This is a genomic window from Burkholderia stabilis, assembly GCF_001742165.1.
Taxonomy (GTDB): domain Bacteria; phylum Pseudomonadota; class Gammaproteobacteria; order Burkholderiales; family Burkholderiaceae; genus Burkholderia; species Burkholderia stabilis.
Window position 1 is genome coordinate 834,767 of sequence record NZ_CP016443.1, and the last position, 21,591, is coordinate 856,357.

The 21,591-nt window shown below is 68.7% G+C and carries 19 protein-coding genes; 11 read left to right on the forward strand and 8 right to left on the reverse strand.

What is annotated here, in order from left to right:
• Window positions 1-81 precede the first annotated feature (81 nt).
• From BBJ41_RS21805 to BBJ41_RS21830, 6 genes are all read left to right on the forward strand, one after another.
• Window positions 82-678: an ANTAR domain-containing response regulator gene (locus tag BBJ41_RS21805; RefSeq protein WP_069748389.1), complete on the forward strand. Its 597-nt coding sequence runs from the start codon at window positions 82-84 to the stop codon at window positions 676-678.
• Between the two features lie 5 nt (window positions 679-683).
• Entirely contained in the window at window positions 684-1,727 is a 1,044-nt protein-coding gene (locus tag BBJ41_RS21810) for a CmpA/NrtA family ABC transporter substrate-binding protein (RefSeq protein WP_069750313.1), read from the forward strand.
• Between the two features lie 108 nt (window positions 1,728-1,835).
• Complete coding sequence (locus BBJ41_RS21815) at window positions 1,836-2,435, forward strand: uracil-DNA glycosylase family protein (RefSeq protein WP_069748390.1); 600 nt, start codon at window positions 1,836-1,838, stop codon at window positions 2,433-2,435.
• A 61-nt stretch (window positions 2,436-2,496) separates the two neighbouring features.
• On the forward strand, window positions 2,497-3,285 hold the full coding sequence (locus BBJ41_RS21820; RefSeq protein ID WP_069748391.1) for a YkgJ family cysteine cluster protein: 789 nt from the start codon (window positions 2,497-2,499) through the stop codon (window positions 3,283-3,285).
• Between the two features lie 91 nt (window positions 3,286-3,376).
• On the forward strand, window positions 3,377-4,318 hold the full coding sequence (locus BBJ41_RS21825) for a helix-turn-helix transcriptional regulator (protein ID WP_069748392.1): 942 nt from the start codon (window positions 3,377-3,379) through the stop codon (window positions 4,316-4,318).
• Between the two features lie 126 nt (window positions 4,319-4,444).
• Window positions 4,445-5,143: a fumarylacetoacetate hydrolase family protein gene (locus BBJ41_RS21830; protein WP_069748393.1), complete on the forward strand. Its 699-nt coding sequence runs from the start codon at window positions 4,445-4,447 to the stop codon at window positions 5,141-5,143.
• A gap of 211 nt (window positions 5,144-5,354) precedes the next feature.
• Here BBJ41_RS21830 and BBJ41_RS21835 read toward each other — a convergent pair whose 3' ends face one another.
• The 5 genes from BBJ41_RS21835 to pdxR form a co-directional block, all read right to left on the reverse strand.
• Complete coding sequence (locus BBJ41_RS21835; protein ID WP_069748394.1) at window positions 5,355-6,932, reverse strand: trypsin-like peptidase domain-containing protein; 1,578 nt, start codon at window positions 6,930-6,932, stop codon at window positions 5,355-5,357.
• 419 nt (window positions 6,933-7,351) lie between these two features.
• A complete protein-coding gene (locus tag BBJ41_RS21840) occupies window positions 7,352-8,266 on the reverse strand; it encodes a hypothetical protein (protein ID WP_069748395.1) in 915 nt (304 codons plus the stop codon).
• 185 nt (window positions 8,267-8,451) lie between these two features.
• A complete protein-coding gene (locus tag BBJ41_RS21845; RefSeq protein ID WP_069748396.1) occupies window positions 8,452-9,297 on the reverse strand; it encodes a CPBP family intramembrane glutamic endopeptidase in 846 nt (281 codons plus the stop codon).
• A gap of 508 nt (window positions 9,298-9,805) precedes the next feature.
• Window positions 9,806-10,210, reverse strand: coding sequence for a hypothetical protein (locus BBJ41_RS21850; protein WP_236872122.1), 405 nt, complete (start codon window positions 10,208-10,210; stop codon window positions 9,806-9,808).
• A 45-nt stretch (window positions 10,211-10,255) separates the two neighbouring features.
• Window positions 10,256-11,728: a MocR-like pyridoxine biosynthesis transcription factor PdxR gene (pdxR, locus tag BBJ41_RS21855; protein ID WP_069748397.1), complete on the reverse strand. Its 1,473-nt coding sequence runs from the start codon at window positions 11,726-11,728 to the stop codon at window positions 10,256-10,258.
• Between the two features lie 153 nt (window positions 11,729-11,881).
• Between pdxR and BBJ41_RS21860 the strand changes: the two genes are divergently transcribed.
• Window positions 11,882-13,084 (forward strand): GNAT family N-acetyltransferase, encoded by a 1,203-nt coding sequence (locus tag BBJ41_RS21860; protein ID WP_069748398.1) that lies wholly within the window; start codon window positions 11,882-11,884, stop codon window positions 13,082-13,084.
• 24 nt (window positions 13,085-13,108) lie between these two features.
• On the opposite strand, the gene BBJ41_RS21865 is transcribed toward BBJ41_RS21860, so the two are convergent.
• Together BBJ41_RS21865 and BBJ41_RS21870 are read right to left on the reverse strand one after the other, a co-directional pair.
• Complete coding sequence (locus tag BBJ41_RS21865; RefSeq protein ID WP_069748399.1) at window positions 13,109-13,564, reverse strand: DUF3331 domain-containing protein; 456 nt, start codon at window positions 13,562-13,564, stop codon at window positions 13,109-13,111.
• Between the two features lie 44 nt (window positions 13,565-13,608).
• Entirely contained in the window at window positions 13,609-14,820 is a 1,212-nt protein-coding gene (locus BBJ41_RS21870) for an MFS transporter (RefSeq protein WP_069748400.1), read from the reverse strand.
• A 496-nt stretch (window positions 14,821-15,316) separates the two neighbouring features.
• Between BBJ41_RS21870 and BBJ41_RS21875 the strand changes: the two genes are divergently transcribed.
• The 4 genes from BBJ41_RS21875 to BBJ41_RS21890 all read left to right on the forward strand — a co-directional run bounded on the left by BBJ41_RS21875 (window position 15,317) and on the right by BBJ41_RS21890 (window position 20,540).
• Window positions 15,317-16,381: a 2,3-butanediol dehydrogenase gene (locus tag BBJ41_RS21875; RefSeq protein WP_069748401.1), complete on the forward strand. Its 1,065-nt coding sequence runs from the start codon at window positions 15,317-15,319 to the stop codon at window positions 16,379-16,381.
• Window positions 16,382-16,847: 466 nt separating this feature from the next.
• On the forward strand, window positions 16,848-18,785 hold the full coding sequence (locus BBJ41_RS21880) for a sensor histidine kinase (protein ID WP_069748402.1): 1,938 nt from the start codon (window positions 16,848-16,850) through the stop codon (window positions 18,783-18,785).
• A 130-nt stretch (window positions 18,786-18,915) separates the two neighbouring features.
• Window positions 18,916-19,572: a VC0807 family protein gene (locus BBJ41_RS21885; RefSeq protein WP_069750315.1), complete on the forward strand. Its 657-nt coding sequence runs from the start codon at window positions 18,916-18,918 to the stop codon at window positions 19,570-19,572.
• A 101-nt stretch (window positions 19,573-19,673) separates the two neighbouring features.
• Window positions 19,674-20,540 (forward strand): CPBP family intramembrane glutamic endopeptidase, encoded by an 867-nt coding sequence (locus BBJ41_RS21890; protein WP_069748403.1) that lies wholly within the window; start codon window positions 19,674-19,676, stop codon window positions 20,538-20,540.
• A 32-nt stretch (window positions 20,541-20,572) separates the two neighbouring features.
• Here the strand turns inward: BBJ41_RS21890 and BBJ41_RS21895 are convergent, their stop codons facing one another.
• The gene (locus BBJ41_RS21895) at window positions 20,573-21,553 is read right to left on the reverse strand and encodes an aldo/keto reductase (protein ID WP_069748404.1); all 981 of its coding nucleotides are present in this window, start codon (window positions 21,551-21,553) and stop codon (window positions 20,573-20,575) included.
• Window positions 21,554-21,591 lie beyond the last annotated feature (38 nt).

Below are 21,591 nucleotides of genomic sequence, written 5' to 3' on the forward strand. Positions count from 1 at the left end.
TATCGGGGCCGCGCCCCGACTCGGCCATCACGCGCCGTTCGCGCGTCGCGCCGAAGCTTCACCGCGGCTGCTGCTCGCCTCATGAGTTCGCCTGTCATGTCCGCCCGCCTGCGCGTGCTGCTCGTCACCGATACCGACAAGCCGATCGGCGAACTCGGCGACGCGCTCGCGCGCCTCGGCTACGAGATGCTGAACGACGTCGCGACGCCCGCCCGCCTGCCGGCGGCCGTCGAGGAGCAGCGCCCCGACGTCGTGATCATCGATACCGATTCGCCGTCGCGCGACACACTCGAGCAACTCGCGGTGATGCACGCGACCGCGCCGCGCCCCGTGCTGATGTTCAGCCACGACGCCGATCAGGAACTGATCCGCGCGGCGGTCGGCGCGGGCGTCAGCGCGTATCTCGTCGAAGGGCTGTCGGCCGAGCGCCTCGCGCCGATTCTCGAAGTCGCGCTCGCGCGCTTCTCGCACGACGATGCGCTGCGCCGCCGGCTCGCCGACGTCGAGCGCGAACTCGCCGAGCGCAAGCTGATCGATCGCGCGAAACGCGTGCTGATGGACCAGCGCAGGCTGTCCGAACACGACGCGTACGCGGCGCTGCGCAAGCGCGCGATGGACCAGGGCCTGCGCATCGTCGACGTCGCGCGGCAACTGCTCGACGCGTCACCCCAGCCATGACCGATATGAATACCTCGCCTCCCGCCGCGCCGGAACGCGCGCATCTTCGCCTCGGGTTCGTCGCGCTGAGCGACGCAGCCCCGCTGATCGTCGCGCAGCGCCTGAACCTCGGCGCGCGTCACGGCCTCACGCTCGAACCGCGCCGCCAGCCGTCGTGGGCGGCCGTGCGCGACAAGCTGCTGAGCGGCGAACTCGACGCCGCGCACGCGCTGTACGGGCTCGTGTGCGGGCTGCAGCTCGGCATCGGCGGCCCGCAGGCTGACATGGCCGCGCTGATGGTGCTGAACCGCAACGGCCAGGCGATCTCGCTCTCGCGCGGCCTGGCCGACGCCTATCGCGAAAGCGGCGACGTGCGCGCGGCATTCGCGACGCTCGGCCGCAAGCCGCTGCTCGCGCAGACGTTCCCGACCGGCACGCATGCGATGTGGCTGAACCACTGGCTCGCGTCGCACGGCGTCGATCCGTTGCGCGACGTGCGCAGCGTCGTGATCCCGCCGCCCGAGATGGTGGCCGCGCTCGCGGGCGGCGAGCTCGACGGTTTCTGCGCGGGCGAACCGTGGCATGCGGTGGCCGAGGCCTGCAGCGCGGGACGGACGGTGGCCGTCACGAGCGAGATCTGGCCCGATCATCCGGAGAAGGTGCTCGCGGCCCGGCGCGACTTCGTCGCGTTGTACCCGGCCACCGCACGCGCGCTGATCCGCACGCTCGTCGATGCGTGCGCGTGGCTCGACAGCCCTGCGCACCGCCGCGAGGCCGCCGACTGGCTCGCGTCGCCCGACGCGCTCGGCGTGCCGGCCCGGCTGATCGCGCCGCGCCTGCTCGGCGATTACGGCGCGGGGCCGTTCGCCGCGCCGCCGCTGCCGATCCGCTTCCACGACGGCGGCGCCGTGAACCGGCCCGATCCGCGCGAAGGCCAGTGGTTCCTGTCCCAATACCGGCGCTGGGGCATGCTCGACGGCCCGGACGACGACGCGAGGATCGCCGCTGCGATCGCGCAGACTGCGTTGTATGATGCGGCGGTCGCCGAAGGCGGTGCATCGGACGCCTGATGCGCGCCGCGTAGCCCATGCGGCGCGGCAGGCCCGGCGGCCTCCGCCGCGCGGCTGCCGCACCGCCCGGACGGCACTGCCTTGCCACTCCGTCCCCGATCCGAATCGATGCCGAAACGAATGCGCGCGCCGCTCGACGTGCTGCTCACCGAAATCCGCGCGTGCCGAGCCTGCGAAGCCGACCTGCCGCTCGGCCCGCGCCCGGTCGTGCGCGCCCATCGCGACGCGCGCATCCTGATCGTCGGGCAGGCGCCGGGTGCACGCGTCCATGCGAGCGGCATTCCGTGGGACGACGCGAGCGGCAAGCGGCTGCGCGGCTGGCTCGACGTCGACGCCGACACCTTCTACGACGAAACGCGCTTCGCGATCGTGCCGATGGGCTTCTGCTACCCGGGCCGCGGCGCGAGCGGCGACAACCCGCCGCGCCCCGAATGCGCGCAACTGTGGATCGACCGGCTGGTCGCCGAATTGCCGTCGATCCGGCTGACGCTGCTGATTGGCCTGTACGCGCAGCGGCATTTCCTGCGCGACACGCGCAAGGCGACGCTCACCGACACCGTGCACGCGTGGCGCGACTACGGCCCCGGCGTGCTGCCGCTGCCGCATCCGTCGCCGCGCAACCAGGCGTGGTTCAAGCACCATCCATGGTTCGACGCCGACGTCGTGCCCGAGCTGCGCCGCCGCCTGGCCCCGCTGCTCGACCGATAAACGAAACCGCCGGCGGCGTCGCGATGCTTCGCGGCCCGCCCGAAACCCCGATACACACCCCATGAACGAACCCGCCATCGCACCCGACATCGACTTCGACTGCACCGGCTGCGGCGGATGCTGCCGCGACCTGCGCATTCCACTGACGATCAACGAGGCAATCGCGTGGCTGAAGCGCGGCGGCCACGTGGAACTGCTGTGCGACGCGATGCCGTGGCTCGTCGAACCCGAGCCCGACGACGCGTTCGCCGCATACAAGCGCGTCCGTTCGACACCCGCGCTCAGCGGCTCGCTGCCCGTGCGCGTCACGGTGGTGCTCACCGCCGCCCATGCCGGGCCATGCCCGAACCTGCGCGACGACCTGCGCTGCGGGATCTACGACGAACGCCCGCTCGTGTGCCGGATCTACCCGGCCGAGATCAATCCGTTCGTGCCGCTGACGCCCGGCGGCAAGGAATGCCCGTCCGACGCATGGCAGCAGACGCCGCTCATCCGCGGCGGCGCGATCGTCGACGCGGACACGCGCGAGAGCATCGCGCGCTCGCGAGCGGCGAGCGAAGCGGAGACGCCGCTGCGTGCACGGCTGTGCGCGGTGCTGGGGATCGACATGGCGGCCGTGGCCAATGAAGGGTACGTCGTTCATGCACCGCCCGCGCCCGTGCTGCTCGCCGCGTTGACCGATCTGCTCGCGACGCCGATGGTCGCCGCCGATGACGCCATCGCATGGACGCTGGTGTCGAACCGCGCGGCGACGACGAACGCGCTCGCGTCGGTCGACGCGTCGAGCCGCCTTGCCGGCAGCGTGGCGGGCCCGCACACCCGCTATCTCGGCTTCCATCCGGACGCCTGATCGCCACCGGGCGCCGCCGCCACACATTCCGGCCGCGCCCGGTTCGCTGTACCATCGCGGCTCAACCGCGTCACGAACAGCAGAATCCTTCATGCCCTCCACCGCCCCGCCGCGCCTGTACGGGATGCCCGAACGCAGCGACCGGCTCGATTTCTACATCCGCGACCAGGCGTCGCGCCAGGCGATCACCGAGCCGCACCGGCACGCGTATTTCCAGATCCAGTTCAACCTGGGCGGCGACACCGAACAACGCATCGGCGGCGTCACGCGGCCGTTTCCGCGCGGCGCGCTCGCGTTCGTGCTGCCGCACCGCGAACACCTGATCCCGCATCCGGAAGGCGCGCATTTCATCGTCATCAACTTCAGCCAGGCGTTCCTGCGCGCCGATCTCGACGTCGATCCGCTCGATCTCGAGGATGTGCCCGCGCACCGCTTTCCGGAGCTGACGCCGTTCCGCTTCCAGGAGCATCTCGACTTCATCCTGACCGGCGACACGTTCGACGAAGCGCGCCGCCTCGCGCTGTGCATGCTCGACACCGATCGCGTGCGCACGTTCGGCTCGACCACGCTGCTGCGCGGCTACCTGCTGCAGCTGATCGGGCTCGTCTGCACGCAGTACGCGGGCGCGCTCGACAAACTCGCGCAGCGCGGCGCCCAGCGCGCGGGCCGGCGCGACGCGCTCGCGCGCGTGCTGCGCCATGTGCGCGCGAACCTGACCCGCGAGGACCTGACGCTCGCCGCGACCGCCGAAGCCGCGTTCCTGTCACCGAACTATCTCGCGCACCTGGTCCGCAAGGAGACCGGCAGCACGTTCACGGATCTCGTGACCGAGCGCCGGATCGCGCTCGCCCAATCGCTGCTGGCCCATACGAGCCGGCGCATCGCCGATATCGCGCGCTCGGTCGGCTTCCGTGACGAAGGGTATTTCGCGCGGCGTTTCCGTGCGCGGGTCGGCGTGTCGCCGAAGGCCTACCGCGACGCCAACGCTGCGCTGCCGGCCGGCGACGACGCGCCGCCAGCCGCCGACGCGTAGTTTTGTCCCGGTAAAACGCAGTTGCGTCGCATCCGGCGGCAGGCGCGTCGGGTATCGTTGCACGCATGCCGGCCCGTGCACCGCACGGGCGCCGGCATCCGTCTCCCTACCGAACGAGGCCATCCGATGTCCGCCTATGTCATCGACGCCGCCGAGCGTCCTTCCGTCGAAGTCGAACAGTCGTCCGCGCGCTTTCCGGTGCGCCGCGTATTCTGCGTCGGCCGCAACTATGCCGACCACGCACGCGAAATGGGCGCCGATCCCGACCGCGAACCGCCGTTCTTCTTCACGAAGCCGGCCGACGCGATCGTCGCCGCCAGCGGCACCGTCCCCTATCCGCCGCTGACGAACGACCTGCATCATGAAATCGAGCTGGTGGTCGCGATCGGCAAGGACGGTCGCTCGATCGACCCGGCCGACGCGCTGTCGCACGTGTGGGGCTACGGCGTCGGCGTCGACCTCACGCGCCGCGACCTGCAGGCCGAGGCGAAGAAGCTGAGCCGTCCGTGGGACTGGGCCAAGGGCTTCGACGCGTCGGGCCCCGTGACCGCGCTGCGCGCGGCGACGGCCACCGGCCACCCCGCGACCGGCCGCATCTGGCTCGCGGTCAACGGCGAAACGCGCCAGCAAGGCGACCTGGCCGACATGATCTGGGCCGTGCCCGACGTCATCGCGTACGTGTCGCGCTCGGTCGAACTGAAGGCCGGCGACCTGATCTTCACCGGCACGCCGGCCGGCGTCGGCGCGCTGCAACCGGGCGATCGCGTGACGGGAGGCGTCGATGGTGTGGCGACGTTCGAGTTCGTCGTGGGCGCAAAGCCGTAACGGGTTGAAAAGCAGGCACGGCCGGCGGATGCAACGCCCGCCGTGCCTGAGCGATACGGCGCCCGCCGGCCGCGACCGCCCGCCGGTTGCTCAGTCGTATCGGCGCAAGAATTTATCGGCGACGGTCGGCGGATGCAGCGCTTTCGCAGATTCGTTTTCCATCGCTTCGGCCGCATTGTCGTCGCTGATCGACGCGAATCCCGTACGTCCCCTAACGCGCGCGCACCGACACGAACTTGCGCGCGTTATTACGCTGGATCAGCACCGCGATCACGTTGCCGCCGTTCGCTTCGAGCGATGGCACGTCGTCGGGCGTCTCGAGCAGCGTGTCGTTGAGCTCCAGCACGACATCGCCGGGCTGGATGCCCGCGTTCGCTGCGGGGCCGCGCACCGCGTCCACCATCATCCCGACCGCGAGCCCCGTCGAACGACGCTCGTCGTCGCTCAGCGCGTGCATCGTCAGCCCGAGGCGATCGCCGCCTTCGCCCGCGGCCGGCCCCGGCCCCGGTCCCGTCCGTGCAGCCGCCTTCGGGGCAGCCATGCCGGTTGCCGCGCCAGCGCCGCCGGCCGCCTCGTCGGCGCCCGTGATCGTCAGCATCACCGGCCCGCGCTTGCGGATCACGCGCAGCGGCGCCTTCTCGCCGGGCGGCAGCGCGGCGGCCAGGTCGTTCAGTTCGGCCGAGCGGCCGATCGCCTTGTCGCCCAGCTTCACGATCACGTCGCCCGGCTTCACACCGGCCGCCGCGGCCGGCGAGCCAGGCGCGACGCCGTTGACGAGCGCGCCCGCCGGACGCGGCAGTCCGAACGCCGCGGCCAGCCCCATGCCGACATCCTGCACGTCGAGGCCGAACGCGTTGGACGGCGCGCCCTGCGCCGGCGCCGGAACCGACGCCTGGGCCTGGGCTTGCATCTGCGTCTGTAGCTGCGCACGCACCTTTGCCGCGAACGCGATCGGAATCGCGAACGTCATGCTCGCGTAGCGTTCGGCGCCCGTATAGACCTGCACCGCGATGCCGATCACGTCGCCCGCGCGATTGAACACGGGGCCGCCCGAGTTGTCGGGATTCACCGCGATGTCGGTTTCGAAGAACGGAAACGCGCTGCCGTCCGGCAGCCGGTGCGACGTCGCGCTGACGATGCCGGCCGTGACCGTGTTGCCCGATCCGTCCGGCGCGCCGATCGTCATCACCGGTTCGCCCGCGCGCACCTTCGACGAATCGCCGATGCGCACGAACGGCAGTTTCTTTCCGTCGATCCGCAGTACCGCGACGTCGCTTTGCGGATCGACGGCCAGCACCGTCGCCTTGAATTCGCGGCGGTCGGTGAGCCGCACCGTCACGTCGGTCGCTTCGTCGACCACGTGCGCGGTCGTGAGGATCAGGCCGTCGGCGCTGACGATGAAACCCGAGCCGCTGCCCGACACCGCGCGCGGCGACGTATCGGGCGCCGGCGCCTGCGGGCCCTGCGCGGGCGGCGGCGCGCCGTGCCGGAACAGCGCGGCAAGCGGATCGTCGGGATCGAGGAGCGCGAAGGACGGGCCGCCGGTTGACGGGTCGGGTGCGGCGGTCATGATCGTCACGACGGCGGGGCCGTAGCGGTCGACGATCGCCGGGAAGTCGACCGGCATCGCGTAAGGCGCGGCGGCCGGCCGGCCCTTCATGGCAGGCGGCGTGGCGGGCGGCGCGAGGGTTCCCGCAGTGGCGGCCGGCAGCGTCGCCACGAAAACGGCAAACGCGCCTCCCAACAGCGCGGTGTGAAACACGGCGCGAGCAAGCGTCTGGCGAACCACGGTGCACCTCCCCCGGCAGTCGCGGCGCCGACATGCGCGAGACGCGCAGGCGCCCGACAAGCACCGGTACACGCATCCATTTATAGTCCACGCGACCTGTTCGAACATACGAATCGAAACCCGTATGCCGGGTGGTGCGGCGGCCGGGGAGCCGCAATGGGGTTCGTTTCGAACAAACTCGGCGGTTCGTCAATCCGAGTATTCAATACCCTCGAAACGCGCAGGATCGCCGGTAGCCCCGAATGCTGCCGGTCAATTCGGTGCGTCATGCGGACCCGAAGCCGGATCGACGAGCCGGACGCGTTGCCGCTCGAATCGCCGCCCGTTCGGATCGCCCGTTTCCGCCATGAAGAAGACGACGCGAACCGTGGACCGCCGTTATCAGCGCCCGCCCGCCAACAGGCCTGACACCTGCCCGATCAATGGCACGACAGGATCACGACGCCGCCGATCCCCTGCGTGTTCGGCAACGTCGCGGTGTAGCCGACGGCAACCAGCGGCTGGGTCGCGTCATGCCCGACGACCACGGATTGCACCGACGCCTGCCCGGTGGTTTTCGACACGCCGTTCAACGGCGCCTGCGGGAACGACACCCCGTATTGCGTATTCGCGAGCTTGATCGACAGGTTCAGGCCGACGAGCGTACGCGAACCGAGATCGAGCGTGGCCGAACCCGTGCCGAGTGTCCCGTCCGCGCTGCCGTCGTTGGTCGCGACCGTATCCGAGATCAACGACGTGCACGTCAGCGTACCGCTCGTTGCGGGCAAAGACAGCGGCCGGCCCACCGCGTAGTGAACGCCTTGCGTATCGGTGTAGGTATTGCCGTCGGTATCCATGGCCCGGTTCCACCGGCCGATCGCGACGTCGGTGCCGACGCCCTGAATGTCGGTGACGGCCCCGTGGTCGAGCCCGAGGCAGTCGGTCTCCGCCGTCGACGACGCGAGCGTCGTAAATGCGCCGCTCGACTGCTGAACCAGGCTCGCGGCAGGCACGTTCGCCGCCGTCATGTTGCGGTTCTTCGCGTATTCGCTCGGCAGGTTCGGCACCACGACCACCGCAAGCTGACCGTTTTGCGCCATGACCGGCGAAGCCGAACCCGAATAACTGAAGTTGCCGTTCGGCCGGCATGCCGTTTGTACGGAAGGCGGCGTGGAAGAATCCGTCGGCGGAGAGCCGGGCGACGTGGCTGTCGGTGTTCCGCCTGTATTGGTGTTGTTCGACGCATTGCTTCCCGTACCGACGGCGGCGGTGCCGTCGCCGTCACCGCCGCCGCATGCCGTCAGCAGCAGCACCGTACTCGCAACACTCGCCAACCAGACTTGCTTGCCCCGCATGTTTCACCCCGTTTTTCAGTCGTTGAAAATCGATACCGCGTAGACGTGCGGCCCCGGACGACGGCCGCACACGATCGATACCGGGCATCAAATGACGCCCGGCCGTCCGTTATGCTTTTGAGACCCCGATGACGGATCGACCCGCATTACGTCAACGTTGCTCAACGCGTGCTGCCGCAACGTGCTCAATGCAAGCCGTCGGTTCCTGCGGCGCGCGCCTGCCCTGTTCGCAGCGCGTCGACCGACTTGATCAGCAGGCATGTGCCGATGACGCCCATCGCGAGCGCGAGAAACCACCACGAGACGGGCCAGATTTCGAGAAGACTTTGCGTGGAAAATTCGAACGGCGTAGTCAGCGCGACGATCACCACGGCGGTGTTGTAGCAGGCATGGACCAACATCCCCGGCAGCAACGAACGCGTGGCCGCGTACAGCTTCCCGATCAAAAGCCCGAGCCCGAATGCGAGCACGAACTGGTACACGTTCAGATGCGCAAGACCGAACACCGCAGCCGAATGCGCGATCGCCGTTCCGCTCGGGTACTGCCGCAAAAAGCTGCGCAGCATGACGCCGCGAAACAGCATCTCTTCAAGCACCGGTGCAATCAGGCAGGTCAATACGATCAAGCCGAGCCCGCCGTTCACATACATCTCGCGGGCATCGAATTTTCCTCCGCCCCACGGGAAAAGCTGCCCGACGCCGACTTCGAGAACGCTCACCGCCACCAGCAATCCCGGCGTCATCAGCAAAACGGGGAAGAAAAACCGGCCAATCGTTGCTTGCCATGAATCGGCACTTTCGTGCAGCAGGTCACGATAAGTCTGCTTGCTGTGACGAAGCAGCACCGTAAATACGAGCCCGTTCGCGAGAACGCGCCCGATGCTGGCAATCGCCATCGGCTGAAGCCCGGCGCTGCGGCCGATCGACCAGATGATCGCGTTCATCAAATACTCGATCATGATCAGCACAACGACGATCAGGAACGCTTCCAGCAAATTCGGGAAGCAATAACGGTTTGAATCGGATTTCATCGAGCTCTATGCCATTTCGCAACCGGTGAATACCGTGAGCGCGATCTCTCGTTTCGCCGACCTCACACCGAATGCCGTTTTTACTTGTCCGAGCACACTGCCAACAGGTTTCATCGCGCCGCCCCGAATGGCGCGCTCCGGAATCCTTGAATAATGAAAAACATCGATCCCGGGCTACGAAACCCGGTCCCGACCGTTCATGATCGGGACAAAAGTAACCGTTTGTTACACGGAATGCATCCTCGCTCATCCCGCCAGCGCTTGCAACCACCGTTAACTATTTTTGACCATAAAACGAAACGTTTCCGAATCAAGCGCGGACAACGGAATAGACGGTTATTCAAGTTCAACACTTGAACTTATTAACCATTTGAATATGAATACCCTCGTGCGCAATCTGTAGCGCGTACGGGCAGTTCACAATCGCCCGGCCAGGATGGTCGGTTGACCGAACAAGACATCGGCGCTCACACCGCGCTTTTCAGACTGCCGCACGCTACCCGCTGCGTTACTTCACGCACCAGTATCGGGCCGCAAATTCCTTGTTGATTGTCACGGAGACCATCCCGTAAGCGCCGCGCGGCGGCTTGCCGTCCGTGCAGGCGGCGCTGTCCGATACCCAGTACACGATGTTGCCGCGCTTGAACGACCACGTGGTGTTCACGCACGGGTCCGTTCCGCCGGTGTCTTCGGTGCCGCCGTGCACCTCGACGTCCGGTTTCTGGTCGGCCGGACGCGGCTTGTTCCACACCCGGTAGCGCAAGGCGCCGTCCGCCACGTGGTCGATCACGACGTGGTGCTTGTCGGTATCGCAGATGAAGCCGTCGCGCGTCGGCTGTGCATGCGCAACGGCCGCCGACAGCGACGCGCATACGGCAGCAACGAACAGGAATGATTTGCGAAGCAATGCCATGACCCGGCTGCAGAAATTTGAATGGCGAAACTATACCGTCACGCTTCAATCCCCGGCGACCTGTTCCGCGATCGCCGACAACGTCCGCAACATCGGCTCGAACGCATCGGCCGACGTATTGCCGAAGCCGAGCACCAGCCCGTTGGCCGCCGACGATGCATGGATCGAGAAACCCGACAGCGGAAACGGCCCGATGCCGTATGCGCGCGCTGCGTCGACGATCGCGCGGTCGCGGTAGCGCGCGGGCAGCCGCAGCGCGAGATGCAACCCGCACGGCCCGCCCTCGACCTGGTGCGGCACGCTCAACCCGCCGTCGAGCGCGGCGAGCAGCAAGCGCCGCCGGTCGCGATAGAGCCGGCGCATCCGCCCGAGATGGCGGCCGTACTCGCCCGTCTCGATGAAGTCGGCAAGCGCGAGCTGCACGTGGCGCGTCCCGCCGCGCAGCATCTCCGGCAGCACCGTCCGCACGGCGGCCAGCAGCGCCTCGGGCAGCACGAGAAAACCGATCCGCAGCGCCGGAAACATCGTCTTGCTGAACGAGCCGAGATAAACGACGGGCGAATCGGGCGCGAGCCCGTGCATCGCGCCGATCGGCTCGCCGGTGTGACGGAACTCGCTGTCGTAGTCGTCCTCGATGATCCACGCGCGGTGCCGGCGCGCGGCATCGATCAGCGCGAGCCGGCGCGAAATCGACAGCACGGCGCCGGTCGGAAACTGGTTCGACGGCGTCGTGTAGACGAGGCGCGGCGTCCGCTCGCGCCAGTCGTGCTCTTCGACCCGCAGCCCTTCCGCGTCGACCGGCATCGGCAGCACGTCGAGATCGGCCGCCTGCATCGCGGTGCGCGCGCCGCGATAGCCGGGCTCCTCGACCCACACCGTATCGCCCGGGTTCGTCAGCAACTGCGCGCACAGCGCAATCGCCCCCTGCGCGCCTTCCGTGATGACGATCTGCTCGGGATCGCAACGCACGCCGCGCGTCACGGCCAGGTGGCGTGCGATCGAATCGCGCAGCGCGCGCTCGCCGAGCGGATCGCCATAACCGAGCAGGTCGCGGCCGGCGCGGCGCAGCGCGCGGTCGATCGCGTGCCGCCATGCGTCCACCGGGAAATGCGTGAGCGCGGGCACGCCCGGCCGGAAGCCCTCCGATTCGCCGGTGCCGATGCGGCTCGGGCGAATCCGGCCGAGCCGCTGCGCGACGGCCGGCGGCGCGGCACGCCGGCGCGGCGGCGCCGGCCGCGACAGCCCGACGACGCGCGTGCCGCGGCGATCGGACTGCAGGAAACCTTCGGCAACGAGCTGCTCGTAGACGGCGGCCGTCGTGTTGCGCGATACGCCGAGCGTCTCGGCCAGCGCACGCGTGCCGGGCAGCCGCGTGCCGGCCGGCATCGCGCCGCCGAGAATCGCGTCGCGCACGCGGCGCAGCAACTGGCGCTGCAGCGAAGGCGCGCCCGGCGCGCGCGCCAGCGGCGCGTCGAGCGGCAACGGTGGCGCTTCAGCGGAAGAAAAGGCAGTCGTCATCGGAACATCGCGGCGTGAAAGTGTCGGAACGGAGCGACCGGATCGTGGCACCATAAATTTACCGATCTCTGGCGCTTCTCATGGTACCTCGACGGGACTACGATCGTCTGCATGCCGGCATGTCGCCGGCCGCCAACCGAAGCGAGATCGACCTTGTCCACGCTCACCAACGCCTTCCAGCAGCCCATCGGCCAACCCGTTCCCGACTGGTCCGCGCGCCCGCGCCCCGAACGCATCGTGCTCGAAGGCCGCTACTGCCGGCTCGAACCGCTCGACGCCGAACGCCACGCATCCGACCTGTATGCCGCCTACGCGCAGGCGCCCGACGGCAGCGACTGGACCTATCTCGCGCACGGCCCGTACGCCGACGAGTCGAGCTACCGCGACTACGCGCGCGGCGCGCAGGCGAGCCCCGATCCGCTGCACTACACGGTGATCGATCGCGCCACGGGCCGGGCGGTCGGCACGCTCGCGCTGATGCGCATCGATCCGGCCAACGGCGTGATCGAGGTCGGCTCCGTCACGTTCTCGCCGCTGCTCAAGCGCACGCCGGTATCGACCGAAGCGCAGTACCTGCTGATGAAGTACGCGTTCGACACGCTCGGCTACCGGCGCTACGAATGGAAGTGCGACGACCTGAACGCACCGTCGCGCAAGGCCGCCGCGCGGCTCGGTTTCCGTTACGAAGGCACGTTCCGGCAGGCGATCACGTACCGGGGCCGCAATCGCGACACCGCATGGTTCTCGATCATCGACGGCGAATGGCCGGACGTGCGCGCCGCATTCGATGCATGGCTCGCGCCGGAGAACTTCGACGCGCAGGGCGAGCAGCGCCAGTCGCTCATCGCGATCCGCCATGCGCAGGCGAACGCGCGCGATGCCGCAGCCCGCGCGAACGACGCGACGCGCGTCACGGTGCGCCCGCTCGTCGCCGCCGATGAAGCCGCGTGGCGCCCGCTGTGGCAGGGTTATCAGAAGTTCTACGACACCGCGCTGAGCGACACGGTGTTCGCGACGACGTGGGCGCGCCTGATGGACCCTGCCGAGCCGATGTTCGTGCTCGGCGCATTCGACGCATCGGGCAAGCTGGTCGGGATCGTGCATTCGATCTACCACCGCTCGTGCTGGACCGAAGGGCCGTACTGCTACCTGCAGGACCTGTACACCGCGCCCGACGCACGCGGGCAAGGCGCAGGCGGCGCGCTGATCGAGGCCGTGTACGAACACGCCCGGGAAGCCGGCGCGAGCCGCGTGTACTGGCTCACGCACGAAACCAACACGACCGCACGCGCGCTGTACGACAGGCTCGCGAACAACGCAGGCTTCATCCAGTACCGGCACGACGTGAAGCAGTAACGCGGCGCCGCGGCCGGCCGGCGTTCAGTCGAGAACGTCGGCCGGATCGCGCACGTCGTCGTCCTCCGGCGCGGCGTCCCTCGCCGCGCCACCCGCGCATGGCACCGACGCCGGGCAGATCATCTCGTCGCCGTTCGCGGGCACGGGCCGCCGCACCGGCCGGAATACCGGCTCGCCCGGCTCGATCGGCTGCCCCGAAATCGCGCAGCGGCCCGGCTGCAACGCGACACGCAGGCGCCAGCGCTGTTCGCCGTAATGGCAACGGCCGCTCTCGACCCATCGAATCAGCAGGCTGTCGTCGCCGGCCTCCAGCACCGTGACGAACAGTTGCGGCCGCAACGGTGAAATGGCGGACGCCGCATGCTCCGGAACCGGCGCGCGGCCGATCGTCACGAGCGGATGCGCGACGTCACCGCCCGGCGGCATCGCCTCGTACGACACGTCTTCTTCGCAGATCAGGTTTTCCATGATGTTCGGCATGCTTGACGAGTTTCCGTGCAGGTTGAACGGCGCCGGGGCCACGCTCAGCGCCGGCCCATCGGTTCGCGCAGCAGCGACAGGCCGATCGTCGCGCCGACGGCCGCCGCCGCGAGCATCAGCCCGATGCCGCCCGACCAGCCGAACGCACCGACGATCGCGCCGATCGTCAGCGGCCCGATCACCTGGCCGAGATAGTTGCCCTGCACGACCCAGCCGATGCTGAGCGGCGCCAGCGACGGCGACGGCGCGGAGCCCGGCGCGCACGCGAGGATCGTCGCGGGCAGCATGCCCGCGATCGCCGAGAACACGAAACCCAGCGCGACCGCGAACGGCGCGGGCGTGGCCGCGCTGAAGAGCCCCGCGCCGGCCGCGCCGATCGCGACCGACGTCGCGGCCATCACGATCCCCGGCCGCGCGCCGCGCGACAGCAGCCAGCCGGCCGTCAGGTTGCCGATCACGCACGCGGCGACGATCGCCGCGCTGATCAGCCCCGCCGCGCCGACCGCGACGCCGAGGCGCTGCATCAGGAACACCGGCAGGAACGTCATCACCGCGAAGAACTGCACGTTGTAGGTCGCAAAGCCCAGGGCGAGCAGCGTCGTCGAGCGCGACGCGAGCACGTCGCGCAGCGCGGGCCCGATACGCATCGAGGCAGCCTGCCGCGCCGGTGTGCCGGCGGACGTCGTGACCGGCACCGCGGCGGCCGCGACGAGCGTCAGCGCCGCTGCCGCGAGCCAGCCGTTGCGCCAGCCGCCGAGCAACGGCCCGACGAGCATCGACAGCGCCATGCCGGCCGGCATGAACGTGCTCCAGAGGCCGAACGCGAGGTTGCGCCGCTCGGGCGGCGTGACGCGATTCAGCACGGCCGGCGCGGCGACGACCACGATCACGAAACCGAGCCCTTCGGCAAAGCGCGTGACCAGCAGCCACGCGAAACTGCCGGCCCACGCGCCCGCGATACTCGACACACCGAGAATGACGAGGCCCGTCATCAGCAACAGCCGGTCGCCCCAGCGGCGCACCAGCAGGCCGGCCGCGATTCCGCCGAACACGCCGACGAACGGGAACACCGACATGATCCCGCTCAGCGACGCGAGCGAGCCGCCGAATTCGTGCTGAAGCGACGGCAATGCGATCGTCGCCTTGCCGACGTGCAACGCCGACACGATGCTCGCCAGCACGACGTTCGCGACGGCCGCCCGGTAACTGCGCGACGGCAGCGTGGCGGCATCGGCCGCGACAGGCGCTTCGGTCATATCCCACCTCCGTTGAAACGGCCGCGTGCAACGGGATGTCTCATGCGGCCGTGATCGGACTGGCGCACATGATACAAATTGAAGTTCACTTTAAGTAAAGAGGTATCGTGCGCAACGATCCGTTTCGCCGATCGCCGCAATGGGCCCGGACGACGACGCCTGCACACCGACCATCGCCGTTCGTCTCGCGATTCGTCTCATTGCGCTGAGACGAACGTCCCAGCGTCTCACCCGGCCGGCGGCTTCGCGAGCGCAGCAAAATTCGACGCCCTTCCCGCCGGATCGCGTTCCGTCAACGAACACGGGAATGATGCATCGCACACCGTCCGTCCCGTTCGATCGCCGCCCAACGCGTCAATTCAAGCTGGCCCCGTTCCTGCATACGGGTCGATCGCGCAATCGCGCGACGGGCGCCCCGGCAGCCACGCCTCGCGCCCGACGACAACCTGACGGAGACAGCAACGTGAGTACACCGGCACCGACTACCGCCCCCAGCATGAAGGCCGCCGTCTGGCGCGGCCGCCGCGACATCCGCGTCGAAGAGGTTCCCGTTCCGGCGCACCCGCCGGCAGGCTGGGTCACGATTCGCGTCCACTGGTGCGGGATATGCGGCTCCGACCTGCACGAATATGTCGCCGGCCCCGTGTTCATCCCGGTCGATGCGCCGCATCCGCTGACGGGCCTGAAAGGCCAGTGCATCCTCGGCCACGAGTTCAGCGGCGAGATCGCCGAACTCGGCGCGGGCGTGACGGGTTTCGCGCCCGGCGACCGCGTGACCGCCGACGCTTGCCAGCATTGCGGCACATGCTGGTATTGCACGCACGGGCTGTACAACATCTGCGAGAACCTCGCGTTCACCGGGCTGATGAACAACGGCGCGTTCGCCGAATACGTGAACGTGCCCGCCGAGTTGCTGTACAAGCTGCCTGACAACTTCCCGACCGAGGCCGGCGCGCTGATCGAGCCGCTCGCGGTCGGACTGCATGCGGTGAAGAAGGCGGGCAACATCGTCGGGCAGACCGTCGTGGTCGTCGGCGCGGGCACGATCGGCCTGTGCACGATCATGTGCGCGAAGGCCGCGGGCGCCGGACGCGTGATCGCGCTGGAGATGTCGGCCGCGCGCAAGCAGAAGGCGCTGGAAGTCGGCGCGAGCGTCGTCATCGATCCGAAAACGTCCGACGCGATCGCGGAAGTCAAGGCGCTGACCGGCGGCTACGGCGCCGACGTGTCGTTCGAGTGCATCGGGCACACGGCCACCGCGAAACTCGCGATCGACGTGATCCGCAAGGCCGGCAAGTCGGTGATGGTCGGCATTTTCGAGGAGCCGACGCCGTTCAACTTCTTCGACATCGTGTCGACCGAGAAGGAAGTGATCGGCTCGCTCGCGTACAACGGCGAATTCGCGGACGTGATCCGCTTCATCGCGGACGGCCGGATCGACGTGCAGCCCCTCATCACCGGGCGCATCGCGCTCGGCGACATCGTCGCGCACGGCTTCGAGGAACTGGTCAACCACAAGGACCGCAACGTGAAGATCATCGTCCAGCCCGCCGTGTCCTGACGCTGCGCGCTGCCGCGGCGGCGATGCGTGCCGCGGCACGCGTGCAACCGCGCGATCCATCCGCGCCGCCCGCACGGGCGGTGCATCAGCACCAGCACCCGCCCTGCCCCCGCCTGCCGACGATTCCGCTCCGGCCGCTTTCCCCTTTACTCGCCACCCTGGTCCGAAGCGTGTTCCGGTCAGCATTCCTGTCGGTTACATCGATCGGATGCACGCGCCATCCCGACCACGAGCTGCGGCGATCCGCCCGCCGAGCCAGCGATCGGTGTTTCTCCGGATCAAGCCCGACTCATCCGGTGTCGACAGGAATGGGGCGCAAGGCGATCCTGTGCAAAGCGCGATCCGGCTTCCCGGCCGGGATCGTGGCCGCCCGCGACGGCGAAACACCCGCGGCACCTCACGGTGCACGGCGCCGACAGGCCGAGAATATGGGCCAACCCGGGATAGCTTGCAAAAATGGTGTGTCATGAATCGATCATTCTCGTTGAATCGGGAACACGCATGCGACGTTCGATCGCTAACGATCCAGCAGAAGACGCATATCGGCTTCGCACTCGTCACGACGCTGCTCGCCTTGCTGTGCGGCACGATCATCTGGGGAAGTTTCCGGCAATACCGGCAGGAAAACGCCGACCTGCAAAGCTTCGAATTCGTCCGCGGCGCCATCGTCGCCGCCAACGTGATCTCGGCCGAGCGCGGTCCGACGAACGACCTGCTGGTGCGCCTGCAGAACGACGGCGCCGCGGAAAGGCGCAACCTGCTCGCCGCACGCACACGTTCCGACCAGGCGCTCGCACGTTTTAGCGCCGGCATCGTGCAGGCGACGACGCTCGACGAGCGCGAACGCGACAACCTGCTGCACGCGCTCGACACGATCCGGATCACGCTCGCCGATGCGCGTTCGGAAGTCGATGCGCTCGACGCACGCCCGCTCGCGTCACGCACCGTTCACGATATCCAGCACGCGCAGGCGCGCCTGTTCCGGATCGTCGACGCGGTGTCCCTGCTGATCGACGGCGCGATGACCGACACCGCGATGCGCGACCCGCACACGTCGGGCGCGATCCTGCTGGCGCGGCTGCTCGGCGATCTCAGGGAATATGCGGGCCGCACGGGCTCGCTGCTGATCGCGCCGATGTTCGCGCGGCAGGCGCTCGATCGCGCGCAGTTCGCGGACATCATGCGGATGCGCGGCCGCATCGAGCAACTGCGCGCGTTGATCGACGGCGCGATCGGCGCGCAGTTCGACGATCCCGACGTCGTACGCGAGTACGCGCAACTCGACGACGCCTTCGACGGCCACCTCCTTCCGCTCGTCGATGCGACCGTCGCCGCCGGCCAGACGGGCGCCTACGCGACGAGCGCCGCCGATTTCTCGCGAACGATCGTGCCGTATTTCCGGCCGAGCGAACTGCTGCGCGACCGCATCATCGACCTTGCGCGGCGCCGCGCCATCGCCGACCGGGACGCCGCCAGGATCAAGGTCGTCGTGTCGGCGCTCGCGACGGCGCTGTGCATCGCGATCCTGTTCTCGCTCGCGCGCGCCACGCAGCGGCTGCTGTCGCAGCCGCTCGATGCGCTCGGCCGCCGGATCATCGCGCTCAGCGACGGCGATACGGCGCACGTCTCGATCCCGCGCGGCGTCGCGCCCGAAATCGCCCGCATCCACGAAGCGCTGGAGACGTTGCGCAACGCATACGTGCGCCGCGACATGCTCGAGCGCCAGCGCAACGACATGCTGACGCTGTTCTCGCACGACATGCGCGCGCCGTTGACGTCGCTGATCATCCTGATCGCCACGCAGGAACAGCGTGCGGGCGAGACGCAGATGAAGCGGCAGTTCGCGAGAATCGGCAAGCTCGCGCGGCACACGCTGGCGATGGCCGACGGCTTCGCGCAGCTCTCGCGCGCGGAAGCCAGCGAATACGAGCGCGTGCCGGTCAACCTCGCCGACCTGATGAACGAAGCGCGCGACGCGGTGTGGCCGCTCGCGCACCAGAAGCACATGTCGATCGACGACGTGCCGCGGCGCGACGACGCGATCGTGCTGGGCGATCCGGCCCTGCTGTCGCGCGCGCTGATCAACCTGCTCGACAACGCGATCAAGTACAGCGCGTCGCTGACGAGCGTCGAATGCAGGGTCGAGCCGGACGCCGACGGCAAGACCGTGCGCTGCACGATCCGCGACAGCGGATGCGGGATCGGCAGCGCGGACCAGGCGCGACTGTTCGAACGCTACCGGCGCTTTCGCACTGCCGGCCAGCCGGAAACCAGCGGCGTCGGGCTCGGCATGGCGTTCGTCAAGGCAGTCGTGGAACGGCACGCAGGCAGCATCCAGGTGCATAGCGTCGTGCTGCAGGGCACCACGGTGACGATCACGCTGCCGGCGGCGGCGAACGCATGACGCACACGCCGGCGCCGGGCGCCGCAGCGCCGCGCGTTTCTTCGATATACTGGACCGAACCCTTTTCGGGGCAACCGCGGGCCACCACGCCCGTCACGCGTTCGCCCCCACCTGCGTGGAATGGCGAACCGTGAAACCGCGAGCCGGACTGATCCTCGAACTCTTCGTCAACCTGCTGCTGCCCTGGGTTGCCTACCGGGTCGCGCATCCGTACTTCGGCGAAACCGGCGCACTTTACGCGTCGGCAGTTCCGCCCATCATCTGGTCGATCGTCGAATTCGTCCGCTCACGCCGCGTCGACGCGGTGGCGGCCGTCGTGCTGCTCGGCATCGCGCTGTCGATCGTCGGGATGGCGCTGGGCGGCAGCCCGCGCACGCTGCTGATGCGCGAGTCGCTCGCGTCGGGCACGATCGGTATCGTGTTCCTGCTGTCGCTGTTCCGCGAACGCCCGCTGATCTTCTATCTGGCCCGCGCGACCGTGGCGCGGGAAATGGCCGGCGGCGCCGAACGCTTCGAGTCGGTCTGGGCCGAGCAGCCGGGGCTGCGCCAGATGCTGCGGCTGATGACGTTCGTCTGGGGCGGATTCATGACGCTGGAGATGCTGCTGCGCTGCTGGATGGTCATGACCTGGCCGGTCGAGCGCGTGCTGGTCGTCTCGCCGATCATCGGCTACACCGTGTTCGGCTGCCTGCTGCTGTGGACGTTCTGGTACCGCCGGCGGATGCGCGTGCGCAACAGCGTCGACATCCCGACCCGCGACGGCGTCACCGAGGTCGCCGGCCGCTGAAAGCCGGCCGGCCGACCGGCCGTTCACATGAGGCCCGGCGGCCTGTCACCGCGCCTGCTGTATGATGCGCGGCGTCTCGTCCGACCAATGCCTTTCCTGTCATGTCCCTCTCGCTCCTTCCGTGCGCCACGATCTGGCTCGCCCTGTTCGCGGCCGCCGCACTCGCGTGGCATCGCCCGCAGCACGGCCTGAGCCTCATCCTGGCCGTGCTCGGTTATGCCGGCGCGCTGGCGTTCGGCAAGCTCCAGCCGATCGTGCTGGCGCCGCTCGCGCTGCTGGCCGCGGCCGCCTGGGGCGTGTCGCCCGCGCGCCCGCTCGCGGTGCGGATCGCCGCGCATGCCGTGTTTGCCGCGCTCGCGATCGCGCTGAGCCTGCACCTGATTCCCGGTTTCCACAATCCGCTCGTGATCGCCCCGACGCGCTTCACGCCGGACGCCGTGCCGTTCACGATGTACCTGAATCTCGACAAGCCGCTCGTCGGCCTGTGGCTGCTGTGGGTGCTGCCGTGGATCGCGCCCGACGTCGCGCTGTCGCGCGCGCTGCGTACGGGCGCCGTGGCGGCCGTTGCGACGGCCGCCGTGTGCCTGGCCGGCGCACTCGCGCTCGGAATGGTCGGCTGGGCGCCCAAATGGCCGCCGTCGGGCTGGCTGTGGCTCGTGAACAACCTGCTGCTCGTCACGCTCACCGAGGAAGCGCTGTTCCGCGGCTACGTGCAGGGCGGGCTGACGCGCGCGCTGCGCGCGTTCACGTGGGGACCGTGGGTCGCGCTCGCGATCGGCGCGGTGCTGTTCGGCGCCGCGCACGCGGCCGGCGGCTGGCAATGGATCGTGCTCGGCACGGTGGCCGGCATCGGCTACGGCCTCGCATGGCGGCGCGGCGGGCTGCTCGCGTCCGCGCTCGCACATGCGGGGTTGAACGTCGTCCACTTCGGCCTATTCACCTACCCGATGCTCGCTGCCGCGCGCTGAACGCGGCGCGCGGCGCTACCCCGCGATATCGCTCAGTTGAACCCGGCGACCGCATGCGGCACGTACGGGCGTTCGAGCGTCGCGATTTCGTCGGCCGTCAGCTTCAGATCGAGCGCGCCGAGCGCATCGTCCAGTTGCTGCGGCTTCGAGATGCCGACGATCGGCGCAGTGACGCCGCGCTTTTGCGCGACCCATGCGAGCGCGACCTGCGCGCGCGGCACGTTGCGCGCGGCGGCGATCGCCGCGACAGCCTCGACGACCGCCTTGTCCGCGTCGGCCGTCGCGTCATAGAGCCGCTGGCCGACGTCGTCCTTCTGCTGCCGTTCCGACGATTCGTCCCAGTTGCGCGTCAGGCGACCGCGCGCGAGCGGGCTCCACGGGATCACCGCGATGCCTTCGTCTTCGCACAGCGGCAGCATTTCCCGCTCTTCCTCGCGATACAGCAGGTTCAGGTGGTTCTGCATGCTGACGAAGCGCGTCCAGCCGTTCTGCTTCGACGTGTGCAGCGCCTTCGCGAACTGCCACGCGAACATCGACGATGCGCCGATATAACGCGCCTTGCCCACCTTCACGACGTCGTGCAGCGCCTCGAGCGTCTCCTCGATCGGCGTGCCGTAATCCCAGCGGTGAATCTGGTACAGGTCGACGTAATCGGTGCCGAGCCGCTTCAGGCTCTGATCGATATCGGTCATGATCGCCTTGCGCGACAGGCCCGCGCCGTTCGGCCCCGGCCGCATCCGGTAGAACACCTTGGTCGCGATCACGACGTCGTCGCGCTTCGTGAAATCGCGCAGCGCACGGCCGACGATCTCCTCCGACGTGCCGTCCGAGTACATGTTCGCGGTATCGAAGAAGTTGATGCCGGCTTCGACCGCCCGCTGGATGATCGGGCGGCTTTCCGCTTCCGGCAGCGTCCACGGGTGTGTGCCGCGCAACGGCTCGCCGAACGTCATGCAACCCAGCACCAGCTTCGACACGTCCAGCCCCGTCGACCCGAATTTCACGTATTCCATCGCACGCCTCGTCATTGAAGTTGAGCTTGCGGCCGGCT

What these genes read in the sequence shown, in the direction of transcription:
- BBJ41_RS21805 (WP_069748389.1), top strand. Translation starts at nt 82, where the DNA reads ATGAGTTCGCCTGTCATGTCCGCCCGCCTGCGCGTGCTGCTCGTCACC.
- BBJ41_RS21810 (WP_069750313.1), top strand. Translation starts at nt 684, where the DNA reads ATGAATACCTCGCCTCCCGCCGCGCCGGAACGCGCGCATCTTCGCCTC.
- BBJ41_RS21815 (WP_069748390.1), top strand. Translation starts at nt 1,836, where the DNA reads ATGCCGAAACGAATGCGCGCGCCGCTCGACGTGCTGCTCACCGAAATC.
- BBJ41_RS21820 (WP_069748391.1), top strand. Translation starts at nt 2,497, where the DNA reads ATGAACGAACCCGCCATCGCACCCGACATCGACTTCGACTGCACCGGC.
- BBJ41_RS21825 (WP_069748392.1), top strand. Translation starts at nt 3,377, where the DNA reads ATGCCCTCCACCGCCCCGCCGCGCCTGTACGGGATGCCCGAACGCAGC.
- BBJ41_RS21830 (WP_069748393.1), top strand. Translation starts at nt 4,445, where the DNA reads ATGTCCGCCTATGTCATCGACGCCGCCGAGCGTCCTTCCGTCGAAGTC.
- BBJ41_RS21840 (WP_069748395.1), bottom strand. Translation starts at nt 8,266, where the DNA reads ATGCGGGGCAAGCAAGTCTGGTTGGCGAGTGTTGCGAGTACGGTGCTG.
- BBJ41_RS21845 (WP_069748396.1), bottom strand. Translation starts at nt 9,297, where the DNA reads ATGAAATCCGATTCAAACCGTTATTGCTTCCCGAATTTGCTGGAAGCG.
- BBJ41_RS21850 (WP_236872122.1), bottom strand. Translation starts at nt 10,210, where the DNA reads ATGGCATTGCTTCGCAAATCATTCCTGTTCGTTGCTGCCGTATGCGCG.
- pdxR (WP_069748397.1), bottom strand. Translation starts at nt 11,728, where the DNA reads ATGACGACTGCCTTTTCTTCCGCTGAAGCGCCACCGTTGCCGCTCGAC.
- BBJ41_RS21865 (WP_069748399.1), bottom strand. Translation starts at nt 13,564, where the DNA reads ATGCCGAACATCATGGAAAACCTGATCTGCGAAGAAGACGTGTCGTAC.
- BBJ41_RS21870 (WP_069748400.1), bottom strand. Translation starts at nt 14,820, where the DNA reads ATGACCGAAGCGCCTGTCGCGGCCGATGCCGCCACGCTGCCGTCGCGC.
- BBJ41_RS21875 (WP_069748401.1), top strand. Translation starts at nt 15,317, where the DNA reads ATGAAGGCCGCCGTCTGGCGCGGCCGCCGCGACATCCGCGTCGAAGAG.
- BBJ41_RS21880 (WP_069748402.1), top strand. Translation starts at nt 16,848, where the DNA reads ATGAATCGATCATTCTCGTTGAATCGGGAACACGCATGCGACGTTCGA.
- BBJ41_RS21890 (WP_069748403.1), top strand. Translation starts at nt 19,674, where the DNA reads ATGTCCCTCTCGCTCCTTCCGTGCGCCACGATCTGGCTCGCCCTGTTC.
- BBJ41_RS21895 (WP_069748404.1), bottom strand. Translation starts at nt 21,553, where the DNA reads ATGGAATACGTGAAATTCGGGTCGACGGGGCTGGACGTGTCGAAGCTG.